Below are 18,752 nucleotides of genomic sequence, written 5' to 3'. Positions count from 1 at the left end.
GTGTTCTATTCCGCCGGGGCTGCTTCGGCAGCAATGATTTGCCGGGAGTGTCGCCGTTTGAAAAGTTTCTTGATCGCTTTGCCTGCTTTTGTTGTCGCTGTTTCAAGGGCACCGATGGCTTGACCACCGGGGACATAGGCCACCCGCCAGTACATCCAAAGGATAAGCGCGGCAAAGGCCACAAATGGTCCCCATAGCGCCAAGATTGGATCGACCCGCCCAAGCGAAGCGATGTCCTCTCCGTACTGGTTCACCTTGTGATAGGAGACGACCATGATGATCGACAAAAATACTCCAAGCGCGCTTGTCGAACGTTTAGGGGGTATGGCGAGTGCAACCGCCAGAAGTGGCATAAGCAGCATCATTACGATCTCGACCAGGCGGAAGTTGAAACTTGCCTGACTTGCTGCCCGGGCCTCGATCGGTTCGGTGTCGCTCCAGCCGATGCTCAACAATTCGGGTAGAATATACTCGCGCTCGGCATCTCCGCGTTCGCGGAATTCCTCGATCCGAGGCAAGTCGATTGGCAGGTCATGTCTGGTAAAGCTGAGAACTCGTGGTGTGCGGCTGCCCGTGTCTTGTACAATTGTCCCATCGGTCAACCGCAGGATGATTGTGTCCGGGCTGTCGCTAGTTGCCATGAACGCACCTTCACGTGCGGAGATGGACAGCACCTGGCCCTTCTCGTTTGCGACGCGGGCAAATATGCCTTTCAAGCGCCTGCCTTCGTCTTCGCTTTCCTCGATCCGCAATGCCATGCGGTCTTGCAAAGTTGTAAATTCGCCAACCTTGATTGACGCGCCGAGTGCGCCAGAGCGCAGCTCATACTCCATCTGCTCGTAGTAATATCGGCTGATCGGTTGAATATAGAATACCAAAGCGACGTTTACGGCCACCAATACGAGGGTGATAAAATAGGGTACCCGCAATAGACGCCCGTAACCCATGCCGACGGCGCGCAGAACGTCGAGTTCGCTTGAAACCGCAAGCTTCCGGAAGGCGAGGAGGATTCCCAGAAGGCATCCAAGAGGAATTGCGAGGCTGGCGTATTCCGGGATCAGTGCGCCCAGCATTTTGAAAACGACATAGATTGGCCCGCCTTCGACCGCGACAAAATCGAACAATCGCAACATTTTGTCGAGTAGTAGCAGCGATGCTGCTAGCGCAAAAACACCCAGCATCGGGAAAACCACTAGCCGAAGAATATATCGATCAATGCTGGGCAGAAATTTGAGCACGTTTGCTTCTGTGTCGCTTGTCCGATTGCCTGATACTTAACCTCTAGCGACAAATTCGAGCGCGGTCATGCCTCAAAGCTCAGGGGCGGGCAAAAGAGATTCAGTCTTTCTCCAGCGTACATTGAAGCGGGTGCTGGTTCTGCCGCGCGAAGTCCATGACCTGGTTCACTTTGGTTTCCGCAACCTCGTAGGGAAAAACGCCGCAGACACCCACGCCCTTTTGATGGACGTGCAGCATCACGCGAGTGGCCTGTTCCAGGTCCATGCCAAAGAAACGCTTCAGCACCATGACCACAAACTCCATCGGTGTGTAGTCATCATTGAGCAGCAGAACTTTGTATTGGCTGGGCTTCTTGGGCTTTGCCTTGGTCTTGGTCGCGATGCCGACGTCAATGTCAGAATCGGCATCGTCATCGCCGGCCCCGGCCATGTCGCTCGCTATCAAGAACGGGCGCATGTTTCCGCTCATGGAGGAGCCACTCAACGGCAGGGATCGGGATATTGCATGGTTCATCGAGCGGCCAATATCGTAAGCGAATGGGAATTCGCAAGTTATGAATATGGGTGGCATCGCATTGCTACGGACGCTTGTGGGATATCTCCAGCCTATGAAGCTGTTGCCCGAAACGAAAAGAACCGGCCAGACGCAGATGGTCTGACCGGCTCTTCATTGTTTCCGCCGGGATTTGGGAGAGGAGAGAGACCCCGGCTAGAAAACCTGGAAGCGTAAAAGACTTAAGCGGCCTTCTTGAGCTTCTCGGCAGCAACGCTCATGCGGCTCGAAAGCGGCGCGAAAGCGTCATTGTACAGCTTGACGAGTGCTTCGGTGTTCTTTGAACCGAAAGACACAGCAGCGTCGAAGTTACGACGTGCGAGTTCGCCTTGAAGTTGGACCAGCTCGGTCGGTGACTTGACAGCAGCAACCTTCTTGAAGTCGCCTTGAACGGTTTTGACCACAGACTTTGTTGCAGCAACCTGCTGGCGGCCCATGTCCTGCATGCCAGCGAAGAAGATCTTGCCTGACTCAACAACAGCTTCAACGTTGCCCTTGTTGAATTCGGTCACTTCTGAAGCTAGCTCGCCAGTCTTCGCGAAAACAGTCTTTGCGCGTGTCTGTACGTCAGCCAATGCTTCTTTGGCAGTCTTGGTGAAATCGGTGTTCTGTGCTTTTTTAGCAGTCGCCATGATGGTGTCCTTTGCTTGTGCGATTGCGTTGGTTGGCTTTGCGGCCTTTTTGGCAGCAGCTTTAACTTTCTTTGGCGCAGCCTTTTTGGCGGCAGCCTTCTTTACCGGCTTCTTCTTAGCCGGAGCCTTTACTACTTTCTTGATCGCAGTAGGCTTTGCTTTTGCTTTTGGTGCGTCAGCTTCAACGGCTTTCTCGACCGCTTTCGTGCTTACACCTTCTTTGGCAGCTGCTTCGGCATAGGCCTTTTCAGCGGCTGCATCGATTTTTGCTTTGGCTTCGTTGGCCATGGTAACCTCGTTTTATGTTGCGCCGCACAAAATAGGTATCGCAACTGCGAAGTCAAGCGTTTTTGGTGCACTGCACAATAAATCGAAACGGTGTTTCAAAACAGCTAGTTAGCGCGTCTTTACATAGCGGCCAGGCGCGTCCTCGATAACTTTATCACCTTTGGCGCCAGGTATTCGCTTGCCCTTTGCGGGCACTTTTCTGTTGTCTTGCTCTTGCAGCCACTCGAACCAATGTGGCCACCAACTGCCAGGGTGCTCGGTTGCGCCATCTATAAAGTCTTCAAGCGAACCGGCCCGGCTGTCGCCGGTCCAGTATTGGTATTTGCTAGCGGTCGGGGGATTGACGACACCGGCAATATGGCCGGACCCTGCTAGCAGAAAGGTAACTGGTCCTTTGAAATGCTCAGTCGCCTTCCAAACGCTCTTTGCTGGAGCAATGTGATCTTCCCGACCAGCCTGGATGTAGCTTGGCGTTTTAACCTCGGTCAGGTCAATCGGTGTTCCATCAGCGCTCAATGCCTCTGGCACGACCAGCTTGTTGTCGCGATAGAGGTCACGCAGATAATCCGCATGCCATTTGCTTGGTAGGTTAGTTACATCCCCGTTCCAGTGCAGCAGGTCGAAGGCCGGGTAATCCTCACCCAACAGGTAGTTGTTGACAACATAATTCCAGATCAGGTCCTTGCCGCGCAGCGAATTGAAGGTTGCCGCCAGATAGCGTCCATCAAGATACCCATCGCTGGACAGGCTCGAGATCATGTCCAGCTGGTTGTCATTGATGAAATGCTTAAGTTCGCCAGCCTTTTCGAAATCCACCTGAGCGGTGAAGAAGGTTGCGCTCTTGACCTTGTCAGCCTCGCCGCGTTTCGCCAGCACAGCCAAAGTCGCTGCGAGGGTCGTCCCTGCAACGCAGTAGCCAATGGTGTGAACGCTTGGTGCCTTCAACCGCTCTCGCGCGGTATCAATCGCATCGATCTGCGCGCGGATGTAGTCATCCCACACGACATCTTTCATTGACGCATCGGCTGACTTCCAGCTCACTACGAACACTGTGATGCCTTGATCCACAGCCCATTTGATGAAGCTCTTCTTGGCTGTCAGATCGAGGATGTAGAAACGATTGATCCACGGAGGGAAGATGATCAAAGGGGTGGCGAAAACCTCATCCGTAGACGGACTATACTGGACAAGCTGGTAGAGCGGCGTTTCGTGCACTACCTTTCCCGGCGTCGCTGCCAGATTGACGCCCAACTCGAAGGCTTCGGCATCGGTGTGAGTTAGCTGCCCCTTTTTAAGATCATTGATAAGGTGGCGCATGCCCTTCAGCAGATTTTGACCCTTGGTCTCGATGGTGCGCTTGAGCACGACCGGATTGGTCAGGATAAAGTTGTCCGGGCTCATCGCGTCCACCAGTGCCGTGGTTGCGAACTCGAGCTGCTTGCGCTTTTCCGGAGCAATACCTTCGACCTGCTTGGCAGCGCCGACGAAGTATTCGGCCATCATCAGATAGGTCTGGTGAAGCAAGGCAAACGCTGGATGCGTGCGCCATTCTTCTGCGGCAAAGCGCCTGTCCTTGCGCGGCAGAGGGTCAACTTCAGGCTTGTTCTCTCCAGTGACCCCGCCAATGAAACTGCCCAGCACACCCTGCCAGATCTCCATGGAATCCTTCGCCATCTTCTGAGCGGTCTCAATCGGGTCCGTCGGCATCTGTTTTGCCATGCCTTGCGCCAGCGTTAGCCATTGTACTGGATCGAACGGATTGGACCCAGAGCCCGCGCCTTGCGTGCGATCCGCCATGAATTCAAACCACATCGATTGAATCTCGCGAGCAACTTGAGCGAATTCTCCCGCATCACCTGTTAGCTTAGCGCTATTCTCCATGCCTGGCATGCCGAACTCGCCCATCATCTCGCGCATCGCTTCGCCCTGCATATCAAAAAAGGCGCGAAAGGGTTCGCCGCTGTCCTTAAGAAAGTCTTTCGGGTCGTTTGCCATCAATGATATCTTTCAAAAGTCTTGTTGCGGTACGGTATAGCTGGATTGCTTTTTCAGTTCGACTACTATTACCGTAGTTTCGTATGCATCGATCCGCCCAAGGTTGGTCCGGGTCTAAAGAAAGGCACCAGATGGACACTGACTTCTACCGCATGAAGCGCTTGCCACCTTACGTCATCGCAGAAGTGAATGCGATGCGGCATGCGGCGCGTCAGGGTGGTGAGGACATCATTGATCTGGGCATGGGTAATCCTGACCAGCCGCCGCCTGCACATGTGATCGAGAAGCTGTGCGAAGTGGCTAAGAAACCGGACGCCCACGGATACTCACAGTCAAAGGGTATTCCTGGGCTGCGCAAGGCACAGGCCAATTACTACGGGCGTCGGTTCGGGGTGGAGCTCGATCCCGAGCGTGAAGTTGTCGTCACAATGGGATCAAAGGAAGGTCTTGCTAGTTTGGCCAATGCGATCACGGCGCCTGGTGACGTGGTCCTCGCGCCAAACCCATCATATCCGATCCACACCTTCGGCTTTATCATTGCCGGAGCGACAATTAGAAGCGTGCCGACCACGCCCGATGAGCAATACTGGGCCGCGCTGGAAAGCGCGATGAATTATACAGTACCGCGTCCCAGTGTGTTGGTGGTGAACTATCCATCCAACCCGACTGCCGAAGTTGTGGATCTCGCTTTTTATGAGAGACTGGTTGATTGGGCGCGCGACAATGAAGTCTGGATATTGTCCGATTTGGCCTATTCCGAGTTGTATTATGACGGCAAACCGACGCCGTCGATCATGCAGGTGAAGGGCGCGAAGGATGTCGCGATCGAATTCACCAGCATGTCAAAGACGTATTCTATGGCTGGTTGGCGGATGGGCTTTGCAGTCGGAAATCAGCAGCTGATTGCGGCGATGACACGGGTGAAGAGCTATCTTGACTATGGCGCTTTCACGCCGATCCAGGCAGCAGCCTGTGCCGCACTTAACGGACCGCAAGATATCGTCGAAACCAATCGTCAGCTCTATCACAAGCGCCGCGATGTCATGGTAGACGCGTTTGCGCGCGCTGGGTGGGAAATCCCTTCTCCTGCTGCATCGATGTTCGCTTGGGCTCCGTTGCCGCCCGCGCTCGCTCATATGGGGAGTCTCGATTTTTCGAAGCGATTACTGACCGAAGCAAAGGTCGCAGTTGCTGCAGGTGTTGGGTATGGCGAAAAAGGCGAGGGTTTTGTCAGAATTGCTATGGTTGAAAACGAACAAAGACTTCGACAGGCAGCTCGAAATATAAAAAAATATTTCAACTCCTTGGACATCAAGAGCTCGGCGGCGTAGCTAATTTTCAACCACGCACAGTTGCCAATTGGTCGAAAATCTGGAGCAGCAATTCACGCTATAGCGCCTGATTATGAATGGGTGGCATAGAAAGGTGCCGCCAGGCAGAAATATCTTGGCAGTGCATGCCGCGCGGACTTCCAGCAAGCTCCATCGTTTCGGCCTGCTGCAATTGTTTACGACTCAACCGGATGGTGGATACTCGTTGAAGGCACCGCCCGAGCCCTCGTGTATTTGTTTTGAAGCTGTAAATTAGATAGGTAGAATTTTGGGCGCTGGACACTTTGCAACGCATCCGCCAGTCTCGATGGCCTGTTTGTGAGTGAGGAATTTGATGCAGTTCAGAGACCGGGTTTCGATCGATCTAGGTGATAATGGGGTGGCACAGGTCCACCTAACTCGCGCTGACAAGATGAATGCCCTCGACCACGATATGTTCGAAGCAATTATCGAAGCGGGTAGCGCCTTGCACAAGATGAAAGGCCTTCGCGTGGTGGTCCTATCGGGTCAAGGACGCGCCTTCTGCGCTGGTCTGGATCTTACAAATTTCACCAGAACGCCATCGCCAGACGATCCGGAATTGACAGCTCGAACCCATGGTAATGCAAACCGACCGCAGCAGGTTGCCATGCAATGGCGTAAGTTGCCGGTTCCGGTGATCACAGCTGTTCACGGGGTATGCTTCGGTGGCGGGCTTCAAATCGCCAGTGGAGCAGATATCCGTGTCGTTCATCCCGATACGAGAATGGCCATTATGGAGCTGAAATGGGGCCTCATACCGGATATGGGTGGGTATGCCCTTTGGCGAAGCCTGGTGCGAGACGATGTGCTTAGGGAATTGGTCTACACCAATCGTGAATTTACCGGCGCAGATGCGCTAGGTTTCGGCCTGGCGACACATGTCGATACCGACCCTCACGCAAAGGCCACGGCAATCGCGACTGAAATCGCGAATCGTAATCCGCATGCAATCCGTGCGGCCAAGCGGCTTCATGCGGCGATGATTGAGTGCAACACAGACGCTATCCTGCTTGAGGAAAGTATTGAGCAACACGCGATCATGCGGTCCAAAAATCAGGTCGAAGCTGTCATGGCAGGCATGGAGAAGCGCCTAGCGAATTTTGAGGATGTTTGAGCTTTCGGATGGAGGAACACAGCCGAAAAGAGAGTCAGCCAAACACAGCAACCGATTGCAATCCGTCGATTACCTGCTCACCCGAGCTGTTCCAAAGGCGCAGGCGTTCGGATGAATAGCCAGCATCCGCGTGCTGGCTGGCGTTTTCCGAAACCCACCAACCGCATTCGGTTTGCGGATTGGTGTTAAGCAGATTGAACGACCAATTGATCGAACTGATCGGCCCCTGCCGCTGCATAGCTCGCATCGCACCTGGTGGCAAAACATCGCCGAGCAGCACCAATTCACTGATCGGATCGAGATTGCCGCGATCTTTTAATCGAGCCCAACGCCGCACCACTGGTGCACCAGGCCCACGGGCGTCTTGAGCGCGCCGGATTTCAAAGTTGTTGCGCAAGAATATTGGCCCCTTGTCGGAGATCGCATCATCATTTTCCGAAGGACGCGTCGGGAAATCCGCTGGCTTCTCGGCCGTGAACACGGCATTCGGCTCGCGCTGCTCGGCGAATAGAAAGAACGCTGTCAGAGCGAGTTTTCCGTCCTGGTGGATCTCGCTGCGTATCTGCGTGACGCTGCGCCCTTGCCGAGCAACCTCTGCACGCAGTTCGATATCGCCTCCAATTGGCGCAACGAAGCCGATCTGGGCCGCGCGTAATGGCGGCAAATCTGGGAATGCGCGGGTTGCCTGAGTGTAAGCCAATAGGGCTGAGGCACCGCCATACAGTGTGCGGCCCTGCATCCATTTCTCGGCGTCAGGAAGAGATACTGCTGCTGACTTGCCGGTGATCGGGGCTAGCAAACGTTGAATGGTCATAGAGGGCTTCCTGCCGGCTTTGGCTGCATTCGTCCAGACTGACCTAACGGCACCTATCTATATGATTGCCATTATTGCCACGAATCGCTAACTGGCCGCTTCCGTACCCGCAAGGGTAAGGCGTGAGGCCCGATGGCGGAGTGGTTACGCAGAGGACTGCAAATCCTTGCACGCCGGTTCGATTCCGGCTCGGGCCTCCATGTCGCGAAGGCGAAGCTCGCGCTCGCGAATGCCGCTTTAGCTCAGTTGGTAGAGCACATCATTCGTAATGATGGGGTCACGTGTTCGAGTCACGTAAGCGGCACCACCTTTTCAATACGTTAGCTGAATTTTCCCGCTGGCCCGTTTGGCTGAATTAGAATTTGGCAGCGTTTTGACTGCAGATAAGGAAAGAGCATGAAGCCATGTTGGAGGGCGATTAACCCCTGCTCACCGGTTGGCGCGCACTTCTTGCTCAATCAGAAACCCCGTGCCAGATGCCGAACCTGCCTCATCTTGATTCAGGGCGATCTCGTTCTGGACTTGGATCCCGCTTAAATGCTGAGGTCAATTAGGTTATAATCCTTGATGCTTGCCTTCGCCGCTGGCGTCCACGAGAAGTCATCCTTGGCCGCGGCAAAAGGTGCATAGGCGTATGGCTTTTCACTCGGGTATTTCTGGCGTCTCGCATCAATCGCATAGCCGATCACTTTGGAGCGTTCGCGGATCACGTCGGCGCTATAGGTTTCGACCGGGCAATGGATGCCTGCACCCTCGACATCAAGCACCGAGGAGCGTTTATGGAACCCAAAATTGATCGTCAGGCGCGGTTCAAACCCGCTGTTGGCAAACGAACCATGAACCAGTTGGCGATTGCAAATCACCACATCGCCAGCTTCGCACACAATCGGAACGGCGTCTTTTAGACGCTCGCTGCCGCTCTCTTCGACCATCGTGGGAATGTCCATTTTCCCAAGCTTGTGCGTGCCGGGAACAACCCACACACCGTTGACGGGCGAACTGCCATAGGCTTGCGCCATGAAGTTGAAGCCATGGATGTCTTCGTCGAAATCGGGATTGTCCCAATGGGTGTCGCCATCCTGGTGCCAAGAGACCGCTGCCCCATAGCCGGGGTCTTTGATGAACAGCACTTCCGTGAAAGGAGCGAAGTCCTCGCCATTGATACAGGCGGCGACTTTGAGCAATTCTGGGTGGCCATAGGTTCGCATCGCCGCATCTGAGAATTGGAGCGAGCCTAGCAGAATGAACGGCGTTGCCTCAGGCGCATCTTCGCCCGCGTCGAGCTCCTTCAGCTTCACCTGATGGCGCCCATTGGCGATTTCAGTTCCGCCGAGCGGATCACTGAGCGGCTTTCCCCAAGTAAGGCCCGGCCCCTGGCAATCGTGTCCCAGCGCAGGGCGACCATGCATATCGACTTCGGAACCGGGATGGGTCGGAAAACGGCCTCGCAGATCCTCAAGATCTTCCTCAATATCGGCAAGCTCGGCAGAGCCGATAACGCCTTCAAAGATGTAGAAGCCATATTTCGAGTAGGCGTCGAGAATCGATTGATCGAGCGTGCCGTCCTCATTGAACTTGATTGGCCCGCGATTGGGCAGGGCAAGCGCTGCCTCCAGACCTTCATTCATATAGGTACGAACCGCATCCGCTTCTTCACCATAGCGTGCAGCGCAGGCCTCAATTGACTTTGAGAAATCGAACTTTGCCATGTCACTCTCCGTCGGCAATCTCACAATTTAAACTCTGTTAAAACTTTTAACTTTGTTTAATTCTTGAGTCAAGCGGCCGCGCGATCTATGGTGCGCGCATGGCTCAAACCGTTTCAATTGCTCCCAAACTCACTCGCGAAGACAAGAAGTCTCAGCGGGCAGAGCGTATCCTCGATCACGCCCGAGCGATGATTGCCGAAGAAGGCTTTGATGCACTCAAGATTCGGGAGCTCGCTGCACGCGCCGAACTAACCGTGCCCACCATATACAATCTCATCGGAGGCAAAAGCGAGATTCTGGCCCGCATCATCGAAGCCTTGGTCGAGCGGCTGCATGAGGTCCAGAGCCAGACTGGCGATGACGACATAGAGGCCGGCTTTGAACAGCAGATCACGCGGCTCGCTGATCTTTTCGCGCAAGACGAGGACTTTTACCGCGCAGCATTCGTCGCTGGCGACCGGAGCGGACTGTTTGAGCAGCGGTCCGACCACGGCATTTTTGCCAGGTCGCTGCAACAACCGGTTGAGGCATGCAGATCTGCGCAGGCTGCAGGACTGCTACAAGGTGCAATCTCAGCAGAGCAGCTCGGTCGGCAGGTCTATGATAGCTACCGGCTTGCTCGGCAGGATTGGGCAAATGGCTATTTCGATCTAGAGGGATTTCGAACTCAGGCGTTGACTGGGGTGTTCTTGAGTCTAGCTGCTGATGCGGCTCCGGCATTTCGGGAGCGTTTGTTGAAACGCATTTCGAGCTTGGTCGGCCGATAGCCGTCGATACACTGGGTGACTGCGCAAATCTCCGAGTGGTTCTCTAACCCCCGAAAATCGAGCCACCAGTTGCAGATGCACTGCTCAAGGGGACTTATTACGCCGCTAAAAATGCCGTTTAGCCTCAGAATTAGACTAATAATTGAAGCTCAACAGTTGTCTTGTCGTACAATTCTTGTGAGAGGGTATGTATGAAAAAAATAAGAAATCTGGGCCCGTTTTTTTTGGCCACTACAGCTTTTACCTCGCCTGTGGCCGCACAGGACATTGAGTTATCTGATCGTCTGTTGGCGTTGGAGGAGAGGATTGAAGCTCTGGCCAATGAAAACGCGGACTTGAGGGCAGAATTAGAGCTTATCAAAGCTGAGGCTCTCGTGGGTGTGGAGCAGACCGCTGCCGCTGAGGAGCCTGGTGGACTGGTGCAAAAAAGGGAAAACTTCAACGATAGCATAGGGACTAATTCGGCTTACGCATTCCGGGTTCTCGATCAGTCGGTAGACGTAAACACCAAACCAATTGTGCAGTTGAAGGCGCTGCGTGACGAGCAGTTAAACGACAGGATTACGCTATCTGGACAGATTACAGCAATCGCGAATTACCAATGGTCAAATCGCGACGATAAGTTTGGTTATCTTATGAGAAACCCAACTAGCGCCAACCAGATTGGCGATAAGGTTTCTGAGGCTGTTCTACACAGTGCTAATCTAGCCATGACGGCAAGACTGTCGGATGATCTTTTAGGGTATGCTGAACTCTTGTATAATCCAGAGCAAAATTTTGGCCCTGGGACAATTACATCAAGGGATCGCAACCAGATTCAATTGCGCCGCGGTTGGATCATGTGGGGCAACCTCGATAAGAGCCCAATATATGGTTTGATTGGTAAGATGGATGTCCCATTTGGTCTGAACGATTCGGTTAGCCCTTTCACAAATTCGACCAACTGGCACGCATTTGCGCCTTTGGCTTACGGCGCACAATTGGGATTTTATGCGAGTGGTCTTAGTGTTCGCGCGATGGCCGTGCAGGGCGGCGCACAATTCAGGTCTGCTAACGCTCCAGTGCGAGGCACTGCCGTGCCTTCTCGTCTGAACAATTTTGTTTTTGACGGCAATTATCAAATACCGCTGGGTATGGGTGCTGATAACGTTCGTATTGGTGCAAGTTATCAGCACGCTACTAGTTATTGCCAAGGTTACCCCGTTTTCCATTTCAATCCATGTGAAGAGAGGAATCCAGGAATTGCCGCCTATGGTGTCGTAAATTTTGGGCAGCTTAAGCTATTGGGTGAATACGCACAGACGACAAAAGCGTGGCCTGGATCAAACGTCCCCATCCCGAATAATCCACTGAGTGTCTTTCCTGCAGTCAAGACCAAGGCGTTCACCATTGGAGGGCGATATTCTTTTGGCGAGACGGTGGATGTAGAGCAGCATAGAAAATTTGCATTTTCCGGCGAATTTTCAAAGTTTATTGCTGGTGCCGAAGATTCTCCTTGGGAAAGGCAAAATCAAGCCGTTCTGGGTTTTTCATATTTTCCATTTGCGCATGTTAATATCTTCAGTGAATTTATCCACGTCGACGGATTTGCTCCTTTGAATTTCGTGTCTGGAGGCAACTTTCCAGATGGTAGTACATGGTCAGATCGGGAAGCTGCAACGAACGTGATACTCGTTGGGGCGACGGCGGCGTTCTAAAGCAACTAAGCTGAGCCTAAGCTGCCGTGGCGCGGTTCGACACACTGGGCAGCCCTTTCGAACATAGTATGGAAGGATCCAGACTGTGCGATTGGGTCCGCTAGACTCGCCCGATTATGTCAGGCTGCCAATGCCACACATGTCGGTCGAGGCACTGCCTCTCATCGGAAGGCACGACCTTCCTGTGTTCGTCGGAGCGGTACCCGATGGAGGCACTACCTCGATCCAGACCAGGCACTGCCTGAAAGGGACCATCCGCCCTTTGGCGGACGCCTAATTTATAACAGATTCGATAAGGGATTGCAAATTTAGTGAAGAGTGTAAAAAGGTCTATACACTTGATTTAATATGATTATTTTAGGATTTATTCCCTGCTAACCCTGAGAAAATTCCCTGTTGCCCGCTTGGGGAAGTCCGGGGCTGGAATGGCAATTTTTCTGCGGTGTTAGGCTTCCTCCAGAGCCAACCTGAAAGCTAATTTATGCCAATGTGTCTTTGAACTTCCCCCCGAGAAGTGGTCCGTTTTGAGAGTTAGGATTTCGGCTATTTACGGCTTGGAAGGAGCTGATGAATGGCACGGAAGAGATACACGCACGAGAGGGAGAAAACCAAGAGTTTGACTTTTCGGAAAAATCTTCTGACTAAAACATCTTTTTTAATACAAGGAGAGGACAAAAATGATCAAAATGAAAAGCTATTTTTTAATAGTCCCTGCGGCTTCATTGATACTAGCTTCATGTGGCGGGGCCCCAAGCGACACACCTGAAGGCCTCCAAGGCTCCTATACTCTAGATGAAGAAGATTCGCCTGCATTACAGAACGTGGCTGCTATGCTTGAGATGCTTAAGGTGTCGGATCCGGATAAGGCAGCGATGATGTCTACAGTAGCCACAGTAGAGATAAATAGCCGTAGGCTTTTACAGATCGACGCTTCTGGCATTTTTCAGTATCGCAACGATGTTTGTAAAATAACAGATGTAAACAGCATAGAGGGTGTTAAATGCGGATCTTCTCTAGCTGACTTGACAGATGAAAAACTGGCAGACCCAGAACGACGTGCTTGGAATGATCTGACAATTAACTCAACCAGCGATGGCTTCCGTCTGACGGACAGAGAAGGCATTTGGGTCTATGAAAAGGAATAATAATCCCGAATGAAAAAACTTTTTTTAATAGTCCCTGCGGCTTCATTGATACTAGCTTCATGTGGCGGTGCCCCGAGCGGCTCACCTGGAAGCCTCCAAGGCTCATATATTTTAGATGAAGAAAATTCGCCTGTTTTTATTGGACAGGCCAAAGTGATTGAAGAGATAGTTGACCCCGATGACAGACTGAGAGCCATGCGCCGTGTCGAAAAGAAAAGAGCTACTTGGGGTATAATCAATATTGATGGGTCAGATATTCTGCAGATTGCCGATCGTTTTTGTAAAATAACAGATGTAAACAGCATACAGGGCGTTAAATGCGGATCTTCTCTAGCTGACTTGACAGATGAAAAGCTAGCAGATCCAGAACGGCGTACTCGGGAAGATCTGACAATTACCTTGACCAGCGATGGCTTCCGTCTGACGGACAGAGAGGGAATCGATTTGACTTATAAGAAAGAATAATAATCCCGCTTGCCCGCTCTCAAGGAACGCTTTCACCCGAAATCGAACGCGCAGAATTGTATGTAAGAGGAAGCGTGGGTCCCATTTCTGAGATTCGGGGGGTACCCCCTTTCAATTGTCACCCTGCCAGATCTTTAAGGGGGGGGCTATAAAGAGCCACAGGGTGCCCCCCGGGAAAATTTTTTTTAAGCCTTGTTTTAAAGGTGGGTAGAAAGGTGGGTAGGATCAATTTATCCCAATAAGTAATTGTTTTTATTGATGTAGTGGCGGAGACGGAGGGATTCGAACCCTCGATACCCGTAGTAGGTATGGTTCCTTAGCAGGGAACTGGTTTCAGCCACTCACCCACGTCTCCGCAGCCACATGCCAGGCTGTCTACGGCATGAGAAGGGCGCGCTATAAAGGTGCAAATTGGCCGCTTCAACCCGTAGTTTCAAAAAAGCGCATTCAAACGTGTGATCGCGTTGCAGACTCGATTCACCGCATTTTCGATTCGGTTCACCGCCGCGCAATTGAGAAGTCTCCAGCATGGGATTCTGATGCAACTACCAAGGGGCCGCGCCTGCAATCGGTTTTCCGAGCATTTGACGGCTGGAGATGGACAATGACACGCACAATCATTCAACGATCCAAAGTTGCTGGAGCTGCGATACTGGCCAGCTTCGCGCTCGCGGCGAACCCGATTGCGGCGCAAGAATTGGAAGCAATCGATCCGGACAGCGAGTATACTTCTCCTGCCGCCACCGCAGGCGCGATCGACGGTGATCTGGCCGAAGCCGCCGCACCACGAGTTGCGGCTGCGCCTGTAGACAGTACGACCGGCAACGACCTGGTCGCATTCGGGTCTGATCCTGGCGCGCAAGAGGAAGTGAGCACCGACGCCGCGCAAACAACCGATGCTGCCAGCGCGAGTGCGGCCGAAGAGGCAGCGCCGACATTTGAAGGCAGCGAGACGACATACGGCGAGGACGATCTGATCGGAGCGGCCGAAGGCGTATTCGGCAAAGGCGCAGAAGGCCTGGCAGGAATGATCGAAGACCTGCTGCGCAAACAGGGCGAACCCAATGGTTATATCGTCGGGCGCGAAGGCGGCGGCGCATTGGTGGTCGGTGTTCGCTATGGCTCTGGCACACTTCATCACAAGATCGAGGGCAACAGGCCCGTCTATTGGACCGGACCGTCGATTGGATTCGATGCGGGCGCGAACGCGGGCAATACATTTGTGTTGGTCTACAATCTCTATGACACTGAAGATCTGTACGAGCGCTTCCCCGCAGGCGAAGGCCAAGCCTATTTCGTAGGCGGGATGCACGCGAGCTATATGCGCAAAGGCGATGTCGTGCTGATTCCGATCCGCGTGGGTGCGGGCCTGCGCCTAGGGGTGAACGCGGGCTACATGAAATTTTCTAAGAAGCAGCGCTGGCTGCCATTCTAAGTCTCAGCTCAAAAGAGCAGATCGCAAATATGTATGCATGAGGGCCGCAATAGGGATTTCGCTGTTGCGGCCTTTCGTAACTCGTTGCATGACGCATTCCATGCTTGAGAACCTTTCCCCGCAAGCGTCCGATGCGCTGCTCGCCCTGATAAAAATGTACGCTGCTGATGAGCGGCATGACAAGATCGACCTTGGCGTTGGTGTTTACCGCACGGGGCAGGGCGACACGCCCGTTTTCGCTGCAATCAAACAGGCCGAGCGCAAACTGGTCGAAACGCAGGACAGCAAGTCTTACCTTGGACCAGAAGGCGACATGGGCTTCGTCAATGGTTTGATGCCCTACATCTTCGGTGGCGATGCGACGATGGGCGGCCGTATCACCGGTATGCAAACGCCGGGCGGCACAGGCGCTGTCAGGCTTGCGGTCGCGCTCGCGCAGAAGGCTGGCGTGGATCGGTTGCACATCGGCAAGCCCAGCTGGCCCAACCACGTGCAGATCTTCAACGACATCTCGCTTGAGGCGCAATGGTTCGAGCATGCCCGCGCAGATGGCAGCGCCAACCTCGAGGCGGTTCTCGATACGATCAACAACACAGGCCCGAATGACGCCGTGCTGCTCCACGGCGCGTGCCATAACCCGACTGGCATCGACTATTCGAACGAGGAATGGGACGCTATTGCCGAGGCATTTGCGACTAGCGGCACTTTCCCGATCATTGATCTGGCCTATCAGGGGCTGGGCCATGGTATGGAAGAGGATGCTTACGGCTTGCGCAAGGTTCTGAACGCTGTGCCAGAGGCTTTCATCGCCTATAGCTGTGACAAGAACTTCGGCGTGTATCGCGATCGCGTGGGCGCGTTCTATGCGATGACGCGCGATGCGGTTTCGCTGGAGACTGTATTTTCCAACGCCAATGCGCTGGCGCGCGCGGCCTGGTCTATGCCGCCTGACCATGGCGGTGCGACAATTCGCCTGATCCTGCGCGATCCCGATATGACTGCTGTCTGGCTCGACGAGCTGACACAAATGCGGGACCGTATGCGGCAAGTGCGCGCCTCGCTGGGCGATGCGGGGATGGCGGGCCATGTAGATTTCGTACCGATTTCCAAGCAGAACGGGCTGTTTTCTGTGTTGCCAGTAACGCCGGATCAGGTGAAGCAGCTGCGCGAAGAGCATGGCATTTACATGGCGGGTTCGGGCCGGGTGAACATTGCCGGGCTGCACATGGGCAATATCGAGAAGTTCGTGAACGCCGTAGCGGCGGTGACTTGCTGAGCGCTGCCTGATTTCGGCCTGCTGCGCCCGAGCCCAGAAGGCACTTTTGAAAACTGTGACTTTTCGCGGTTTGCCGAGGAAATCCGGCGTTCCAAACTACTGCGATGTGTGACTTTCAAAACGGGGGATGACCGCTTGTGGGTCGTTAGCGGACTTTAACCCGCCAGCGCCTGCATCCGCTTCAGATAGCGCGCCAGTACGTCAATCTCGAGATTGACCTGATCGCCCGCCTTCAATGCCCCAAGCGTCGTCACTTCGCCAGTATGTGGGATGATGTTGAGCATGAATGTGCAGCTGCCATCATCCTCGTCGCGGATTTCGTTGACCGTCAGCGACACGCCCTGAACGGTGATCGAGCCCTTGGGTGCGATAAATGGCGCGAGTTCCTTGGGGGCAAGCACATCGACCCGCCAGCTGTCGCCTTCTTCCTCGGCGCGGGTCACTTCACCCACCGCATCGACATGGCCGGTGACAATATGTCCGCCCAACTCATCGCCCATGCGTAAGGAGGGCTCGATATTGAGCTTCGCGCCTTCATTCCACATGGCGGCGACTGTGCAACTGGTGGTCTCGCCAGAGACATCGACATCAAACCATGCGTCGCCTTTAGCTCCGCCGCGATCGACCACAGTCAGGCACACGCCCGAACATGCAATCGACGCGCCGATATCTATCCGCGCGGGGTCAAGCGGAGCAGCAATGCGCAAGCGCAGATCGCCGCGCTGTTCTGCCTGCGTGATCGTGCCAATGGCGGTTACGATACCGGTGAACATGGTTTGATTTCCCTTCTTACGCGCGGCTGTAAGCGGTGAAGGTGTCGCTGCCAAGCTGGCGTTTTTCGGTGGCGTACCATTCGCTTGATTGACACAGCGCCTGAGGGAGCAATTGCGCGGGTGCTTTCGTGCCAGAGCCAATCGTGATCGGCGCGGTATAGATATGGAGCTTATCGACCAGTCCCGCGTCCATAAATGCCTGCGCGACGCCTGCTCCGCCCTCGATATAGAGATACTGGATTTCGCTGAGTTCGCTGATCGCGTCTGGTGAGGCGAGGGCGCCTACGCCATCTGGCGCTGCGCCGCGGGTCAGCACGTAACGCTGCGGGCTGCGGTCCTCGATCCCCGGAAGCCGTACATCGAGTCTGGGCCCGTCTGCTTCCCATGTGCCTCGGCCCACCAGAATCGCATCCTGACGGGCACGCTGACCATGCACATGCGCGCGGGCAACTTCGCCGGTGATCCATTGGTCTTGCCCCGGCTCGCGCGCGATGAAACCGTCTTCGGACATGGCCAGCTTGAGCGTTAAGAAGGGGCGACCTTGTGTTTCGCGGGTCAAGAAACCCGCAAGGCTCGCCTTTGCATCAGGATGGTCGAGCACATCGACTGCGATCCCGGCCTCGCGTAATCGCGCAATTCCATTGCCCGATGTGCGCGGATCGGGATCGGTTACGCCGATCACCACATTTTCTGGCTGGGCTGCAACAATCAGATCGGAGCAGGATGGCCCGCGTTCGGACTGATGCGCGCAGGGCTCCAGCGTTACATAGATCGTCGCGCCTGCTGCACCGCCTTCGGGCATTTGTGCAAGCGCTGCAGCTTCGGCATGCGGCCTGCCGCCAGCCTGTGTCCAACCGCGCGCCTGCACGGTTCCGTCTTTAACAATGATGCATGCGACTGCGGGGTTGGGACGGCTGAGCGGACGGGCACGCGCGGCCAATCGCGCAGCGCCAGCCATCCATTCGCCATGTGAGCGCAATTCTTATTGGTCTCCGCCGCGCACGGCGGCATCGGCTGCGCCCGGCACAACACGGTTTTCCAGGACTTCGCGGCGCAGCGCTTCACGGGCCGCTTCTTCGCGGGCACGCTCGGCCGCGGCTTGTTCTTCCATCGCTTCGACGTTCATGCCGCTTGCGGCGCCCAACGCGCGATACATCTCGCGTTTGCGCTCTTCGATGGCCTCGATTTGCGCGCGGCGTTCATCCTGAACACGCTGGTTCTCGATATTGGAGGCGAGAATTTCCTCATCCGAACGGTTTTCATCCAGCGTGGTGATGTAAGTCACGTTCGGGCGATCGAGCGGCGCGATTCTGCTTTCGCTGCTTGCCCACAACAGGATCACGATAACCGGCAAACAAGACACAGCCACGATCAGCCAGCGATACTCCTGCGGTTGTTTGATATACTCCCACAGGTCAGCCGTGCCAGGGGCAGGATTGAAGCGTTTGAGAATGCTCATGCCGCTTTACATAGTGCCAGACGTGCGGCGATGCCAGTGG

17 protein-coding genes and 3 tRNA genes are annotated in these 18,752 nt (G+C 54.4%); 10 read left to right on the top strand and 10 right to left on the bottom strand.

Features of this window, described 5'->3' with window-relative positions:
* Positions 1-5: 5 nt before the first annotated feature.
* The 4 genes from lptF to QZ487_RS00185 form a co-directional block, all read right to left on the bottom strand.
* Positions 6-1,238, bottom strand: a complete 1,233-nt coding sequence (gene lptF / locus QZ487_RS00200; protein WP_285975796.1) for an LPS export ABC transporter permease LptF — start codon at positions 1,236-1,238, stop codon at positions 6-8.
* Positions 1,239-1,338: 100 nt separating this feature from the next.
* Positions 1,339-1,668, bottom strand: a complete 330-nt coding sequence (clpS, locus tag QZ487_RS00195) for an ATP-dependent Clp protease adapter ClpS (protein ID WP_285977018.1) — start codon at positions 1,666-1,668, stop codon at positions 1,339-1,341.
* A 305-nt stretch (positions 1,669-1,973) separates the two neighbouring features.
* Entirely contained in the window at positions 1,974-2,711 is a 738-nt protein-coding gene (locus QZ487_RS00190; protein ID WP_296022824.1) for a phasin family protein, read from the bottom strand.
* A gap of 108 nt (positions 2,712-2,819) precedes the next feature.
* Positions 2,820-4,706 carry a class I poly(R)-hydroxyalkanoic acid synthase gene (locus tag QZ487_RS00185; protein WP_296022822.1) on the bottom strand — a complete coding sequence of 629 codons (1,887 nt, stop codon included), beginning with the start codon at positions 4,704-4,706 and terminating at the stop codon, positions 2,820-2,822.
* A 131-nt stretch (positions 4,707-4,837) separates the two neighbouring features.
* On the opposite strand from QZ487_RS00185, the gene QZ487_RS00180 reads away from it, so the two are divergent.
* A complete protein-coding gene (locus QZ487_RS00180) occupies positions 4,838-6,037 on the top strand; it encodes an LL-diaminopimelate aminotransferase (RefSeq protein ID WP_296022821.1) in 1,200 nt (399 codons plus the stop codon).
* A 334-nt stretch (positions 6,038-6,371) separates the two neighbouring features.
* The gene (locus QZ487_RS00175) at positions 6,372-7,172 is read left to right on the top strand and encodes a crotonase/enoyl-CoA hydratase family protein (protein WP_296022819.1); all 801 of its coding nucleotides are present in this window, start codon (positions 6,372-6,374) and stop codon (positions 7,170-7,172) included.
* A 34-nt stretch (positions 7,173-7,206) separates the two neighbouring features.
* Here the strand turns inward: QZ487_RS00175 and QZ487_RS00170 are convergent, their stop codons facing one another.
* Complete coding sequence (locus QZ487_RS00170; protein ID WP_296022818.1) at positions 7,207-7,986, bottom strand: thioesterase family protein; 780 nt, start codon at positions 7,984-7,986, stop codon at positions 7,207-7,209.
* Between the two features lie 126 nt (positions 7,987-8,112).
* Here QZ487_RS00170 and QZ487_RS00165 point away from each other — a divergent pair.
* Together QZ487_RS00165 and QZ487_RS00160 are read left to right on the top strand one after the other, a co-directional pair.
* Positions 8,113-8,186, top strand: a tRNA-Cys gene (locus QZ487_RS00165).
* 31 nt (positions 8,187-8,217) lie between these two features.
* Positions 8,218-8,293: transfer RNA gene (locus tag QZ487_RS00160), tRNA-Thr, on the top strand.
* Positions 8,294-8,519: 226 nt separating this feature from the next.
* Here QZ487_RS00160 and QZ487_RS00155 read toward each other — a convergent pair.
* Complete coding sequence (locus QZ487_RS00155) at positions 8,520-9,695, bottom strand: phytanoyl-CoA dioxygenase family protein (RefSeq protein WP_296022817.1); 1,176 nt, start codon at positions 9,693-9,695, stop codon at positions 8,520-8,522.
* A 98-nt stretch (positions 9,696-9,793) separates the two neighbouring features.
* On the opposite strand from QZ487_RS00155, the gene QZ487_RS00150 reads away from it, so the two are divergent.
* The 4 genes from QZ487_RS00150 (at position 9,794) to QZ487_RS00135 (ending at position 13,769) form a co-directional block, all read left to right on the top strand.
* Entirely contained in the window at positions 9,794-10,462 is a 669-nt protein-coding gene (locus tag QZ487_RS00150) for a TetR/AcrR family transcriptional regulator (protein WP_296022816.1), read from the top strand.
* A gap of 191 nt (positions 10,463-10,653) precedes the next feature.
* Positions 10,654-12,159: a hypothetical protein gene (locus tag QZ487_RS00145; RefSeq protein ID WP_296022815.1), complete on the top strand. Its 1,506-nt coding sequence runs from the start codon at positions 10,654-10,656 to the stop codon at positions 12,157-12,159.
* 677 nt (positions 12,160-12,836) lie between these two features.
* Positions 12,837-13,304, top strand: a complete 468-nt coding sequence (locus QZ487_RS00140; protein ID WP_296022814.1) for a hypothetical protein — start codon at positions 12,837-12,839, stop codon at positions 13,302-13,304.
* Between the two features lie 9 nt (positions 13,305-13,313).
* Positions 13,314-13,769, top strand: coding sequence for a hypothetical protein (locus tag QZ487_RS00135; protein ID WP_296022813.1), 456 nt, complete (start codon positions 13,314-13,316; stop codon positions 13,767-13,769).
* 264 nt (positions 13,770-14,033) lie between these two features.
* On the opposite strand, the gene QZ487_RS00130 is transcribed toward QZ487_RS00135, so the two are convergent.
* Positions 14,034-14,124: transfer RNA gene (locus QZ487_RS00130), tRNA-Ser, on the bottom strand.
* A gap of 249 nt (positions 14,125-14,373) precedes the next feature.
* Here QZ487_RS00130 and QZ487_RS00125 point away from each other — a divergent pair.
* Positions 14,374-15,204 (top strand): DUF1134 domain-containing protein, encoded by an 831-nt coding sequence (locus QZ487_RS00125; protein WP_296022811.1) that lies wholly within the window; start codon positions 14,374-14,376, stop codon positions 15,202-15,204.
* A 100-nt stretch (positions 15,205-15,304) separates the two neighbouring features.
* Positions 15,305-16,480, top strand: a complete 1,176-nt coding sequence (locus tag QZ487_RS00120) for an aromatic amino acid transaminase (RefSeq protein WP_296022810.1) — start codon at positions 15,305-15,307, stop codon at positions 16,478-16,480.
* Positions 16,481-16,635: 155 nt separating this feature from the next.
* On the opposite strand, the gene QZ487_RS00115 is transcribed toward QZ487_RS00120, so the two are convergent.
* The 3 genes from QZ487_RS00115 to QZ487_RS00105 are packed head-to-tail and all read right to left on the bottom strand — an operon-like array spanning position 16,636 to position 18,712.
* Complete coding sequence (locus QZ487_RS00115) at positions 16,636-17,253, bottom strand: riboflavin synthase (protein ID WP_296022809.1); 618 nt, start codon at positions 17,251-17,253, stop codon at positions 16,636-16,638.
* Between the two features lie 16 nt (positions 17,254-17,269).
* A complete protein-coding gene (ribD, locus tag QZ487_RS00110; RefSeq protein ID WP_296022807.1) occupies positions 17,270-18,211 on the bottom strand; it encodes a bifunctional diaminohydroxyphosphoribosylaminopyrimidine deaminase/5-amino-6-(5-phosphoribosylamino)uracil reductase RibD in 942 nt (313 codons plus the stop codon).
* 24 nt (positions 18,212-18,235) lie between these two features.
* The gene (locus QZ487_RS00105; protein WP_296022806.1) at positions 18,236-18,712 is read right to left on the bottom strand and encodes a hypothetical protein; all 477 of its coding nucleotides are present in this window, start codon (positions 18,710-18,712) and stop codon (positions 18,236-18,238) included.
* Between the last annotated feature and the right edge of the window lie 40 nt (positions 18,713-18,752).

Origin of the sequence: uncultured Altererythrobacter sp., from assembly GCF_913057185.1 — a bacterium.
GTDB classification, from domain to species: Bacteria; Pseudomonadota; Alphaproteobacteria; order Sphingomonadales; family Sphingomonadaceae; genus Erythrobacter; species Erythrobacter rubellus.
Note: the sequence above shows the minus strand (reverse complement) of the source record. Positions and strands in the feature narration are given on the sequence as shown.

What these genes read in the sequence shown, in the direction of transcription:
- clpS (WP_285977018.1), bottom strand. Translation starts at nt 1,668, where the DNA reads ATGGCCGGGGCCGGCGATGACGATGCCGATTCTGACATTGACGTCGGC.
- QZ487_RS00190 (WP_296022824.1), bottom strand. Translation starts at nt 2,711, where the DNA reads ATGGCCAACGAAGCCAAAGCAAAAATCGATGCAGCCGCTGAAAAGGCC.
- QZ487_RS00185 (WP_296022822.1), bottom strand. Translation starts at nt 4,706, where the DNA reads ATGGCAAACGACCCGAAAGACTTTCTTAAGGACAGCGGCGAACCCTTT.
- QZ487_RS00180 (WP_296022821.1), top strand. Translation starts at nt 4,838, where the DNA reads ATGGACACTGACTTCTACCGCATGAAGCGCTTGCCACCTTACGTCATC.
- QZ487_RS00175 (WP_296022819.1), top strand. Translation starts at nt 6,372, where the DNA reads ATGCAGTTCAGAGACCGGGTTTCGATCGATCTAGGTGATAATGGGGTG.
- QZ487_RS00170 (WP_296022818.1), bottom strand. Translation starts at nt 7,986, where the DNA reads ATGACCATTCAACGTTTGCTAGCCCCGATCACCGGCAAGTCAGCAGCA.
- QZ487_RS00155 (WP_296022817.1), bottom strand. Translation starts at nt 9,695, where the DNA reads ATGGCAAAGTTCGATTTCTCAAAGTCAATTGAGGCCTGCGCTGCACGC.
- QZ487_RS00150 (WP_296022816.1), top strand. Translation starts at nt 9,794, where the DNA reads ATGGCTCAAACCGTTTCAATTGCTCCCAAACTCACTCGCGAAGACAAG.
- QZ487_RS00145 (WP_296022815.1), top strand. Translation starts at nt 10,654, where the DNA reads ATGAAAAAAATAAGAAATCTGGGCCCGTTTTTTTTGGCCACTACAGCT.
- QZ487_RS00140 (WP_296022814.1), top strand. Translation starts at nt 12,837, where the DNA reads ATGATCAAAATGAAAAGCTATTTTTTAATAGTCCCTGCGGCTTCATTG.
- QZ487_RS00135 (WP_296022813.1), top strand. Translation starts at nt 13,314, where the DNA reads ATGAAAAAACTTTTTTTAATAGTCCCTGCGGCTTCATTGATACTAGCT.
- QZ487_RS00125 (WP_296022811.1), top strand. Translation starts at nt 14,374, where the DNA reads ATGACACGCACAATCATTCAACGATCCAAAGTTGCTGGAGCTGCGATA.
- QZ487_RS00120 (WP_296022810.1), top strand. Translation starts at nt 15,305, where the DNA reads ATGCTTGAGAACCTTTCCCCGCAAGCGTCCGATGCGCTGCTCGCCCTG.
- QZ487_RS00115 (WP_296022809.1), bottom strand. Translation starts at nt 17,253, where the DNA reads ATGTTCACCGGTATCGTAACCGCCATTGGCACGATCACGCAGGCAGAA.
- ribD (WP_296022807.1), bottom strand. Translation starts at nt 18,211, where the DNA reads ATGGCTGGCGCTGCGCGATTGGCCGCGCGTGCCCGTCCGCTCAGCCGT.
- QZ487_RS00105 (WP_296022806.1), bottom strand. Translation starts at nt 18,712, where the DNA reads ATGAGCATTCTCAAACGCTTCAATCCTGCCCCTGGCACGGCTGACCTG.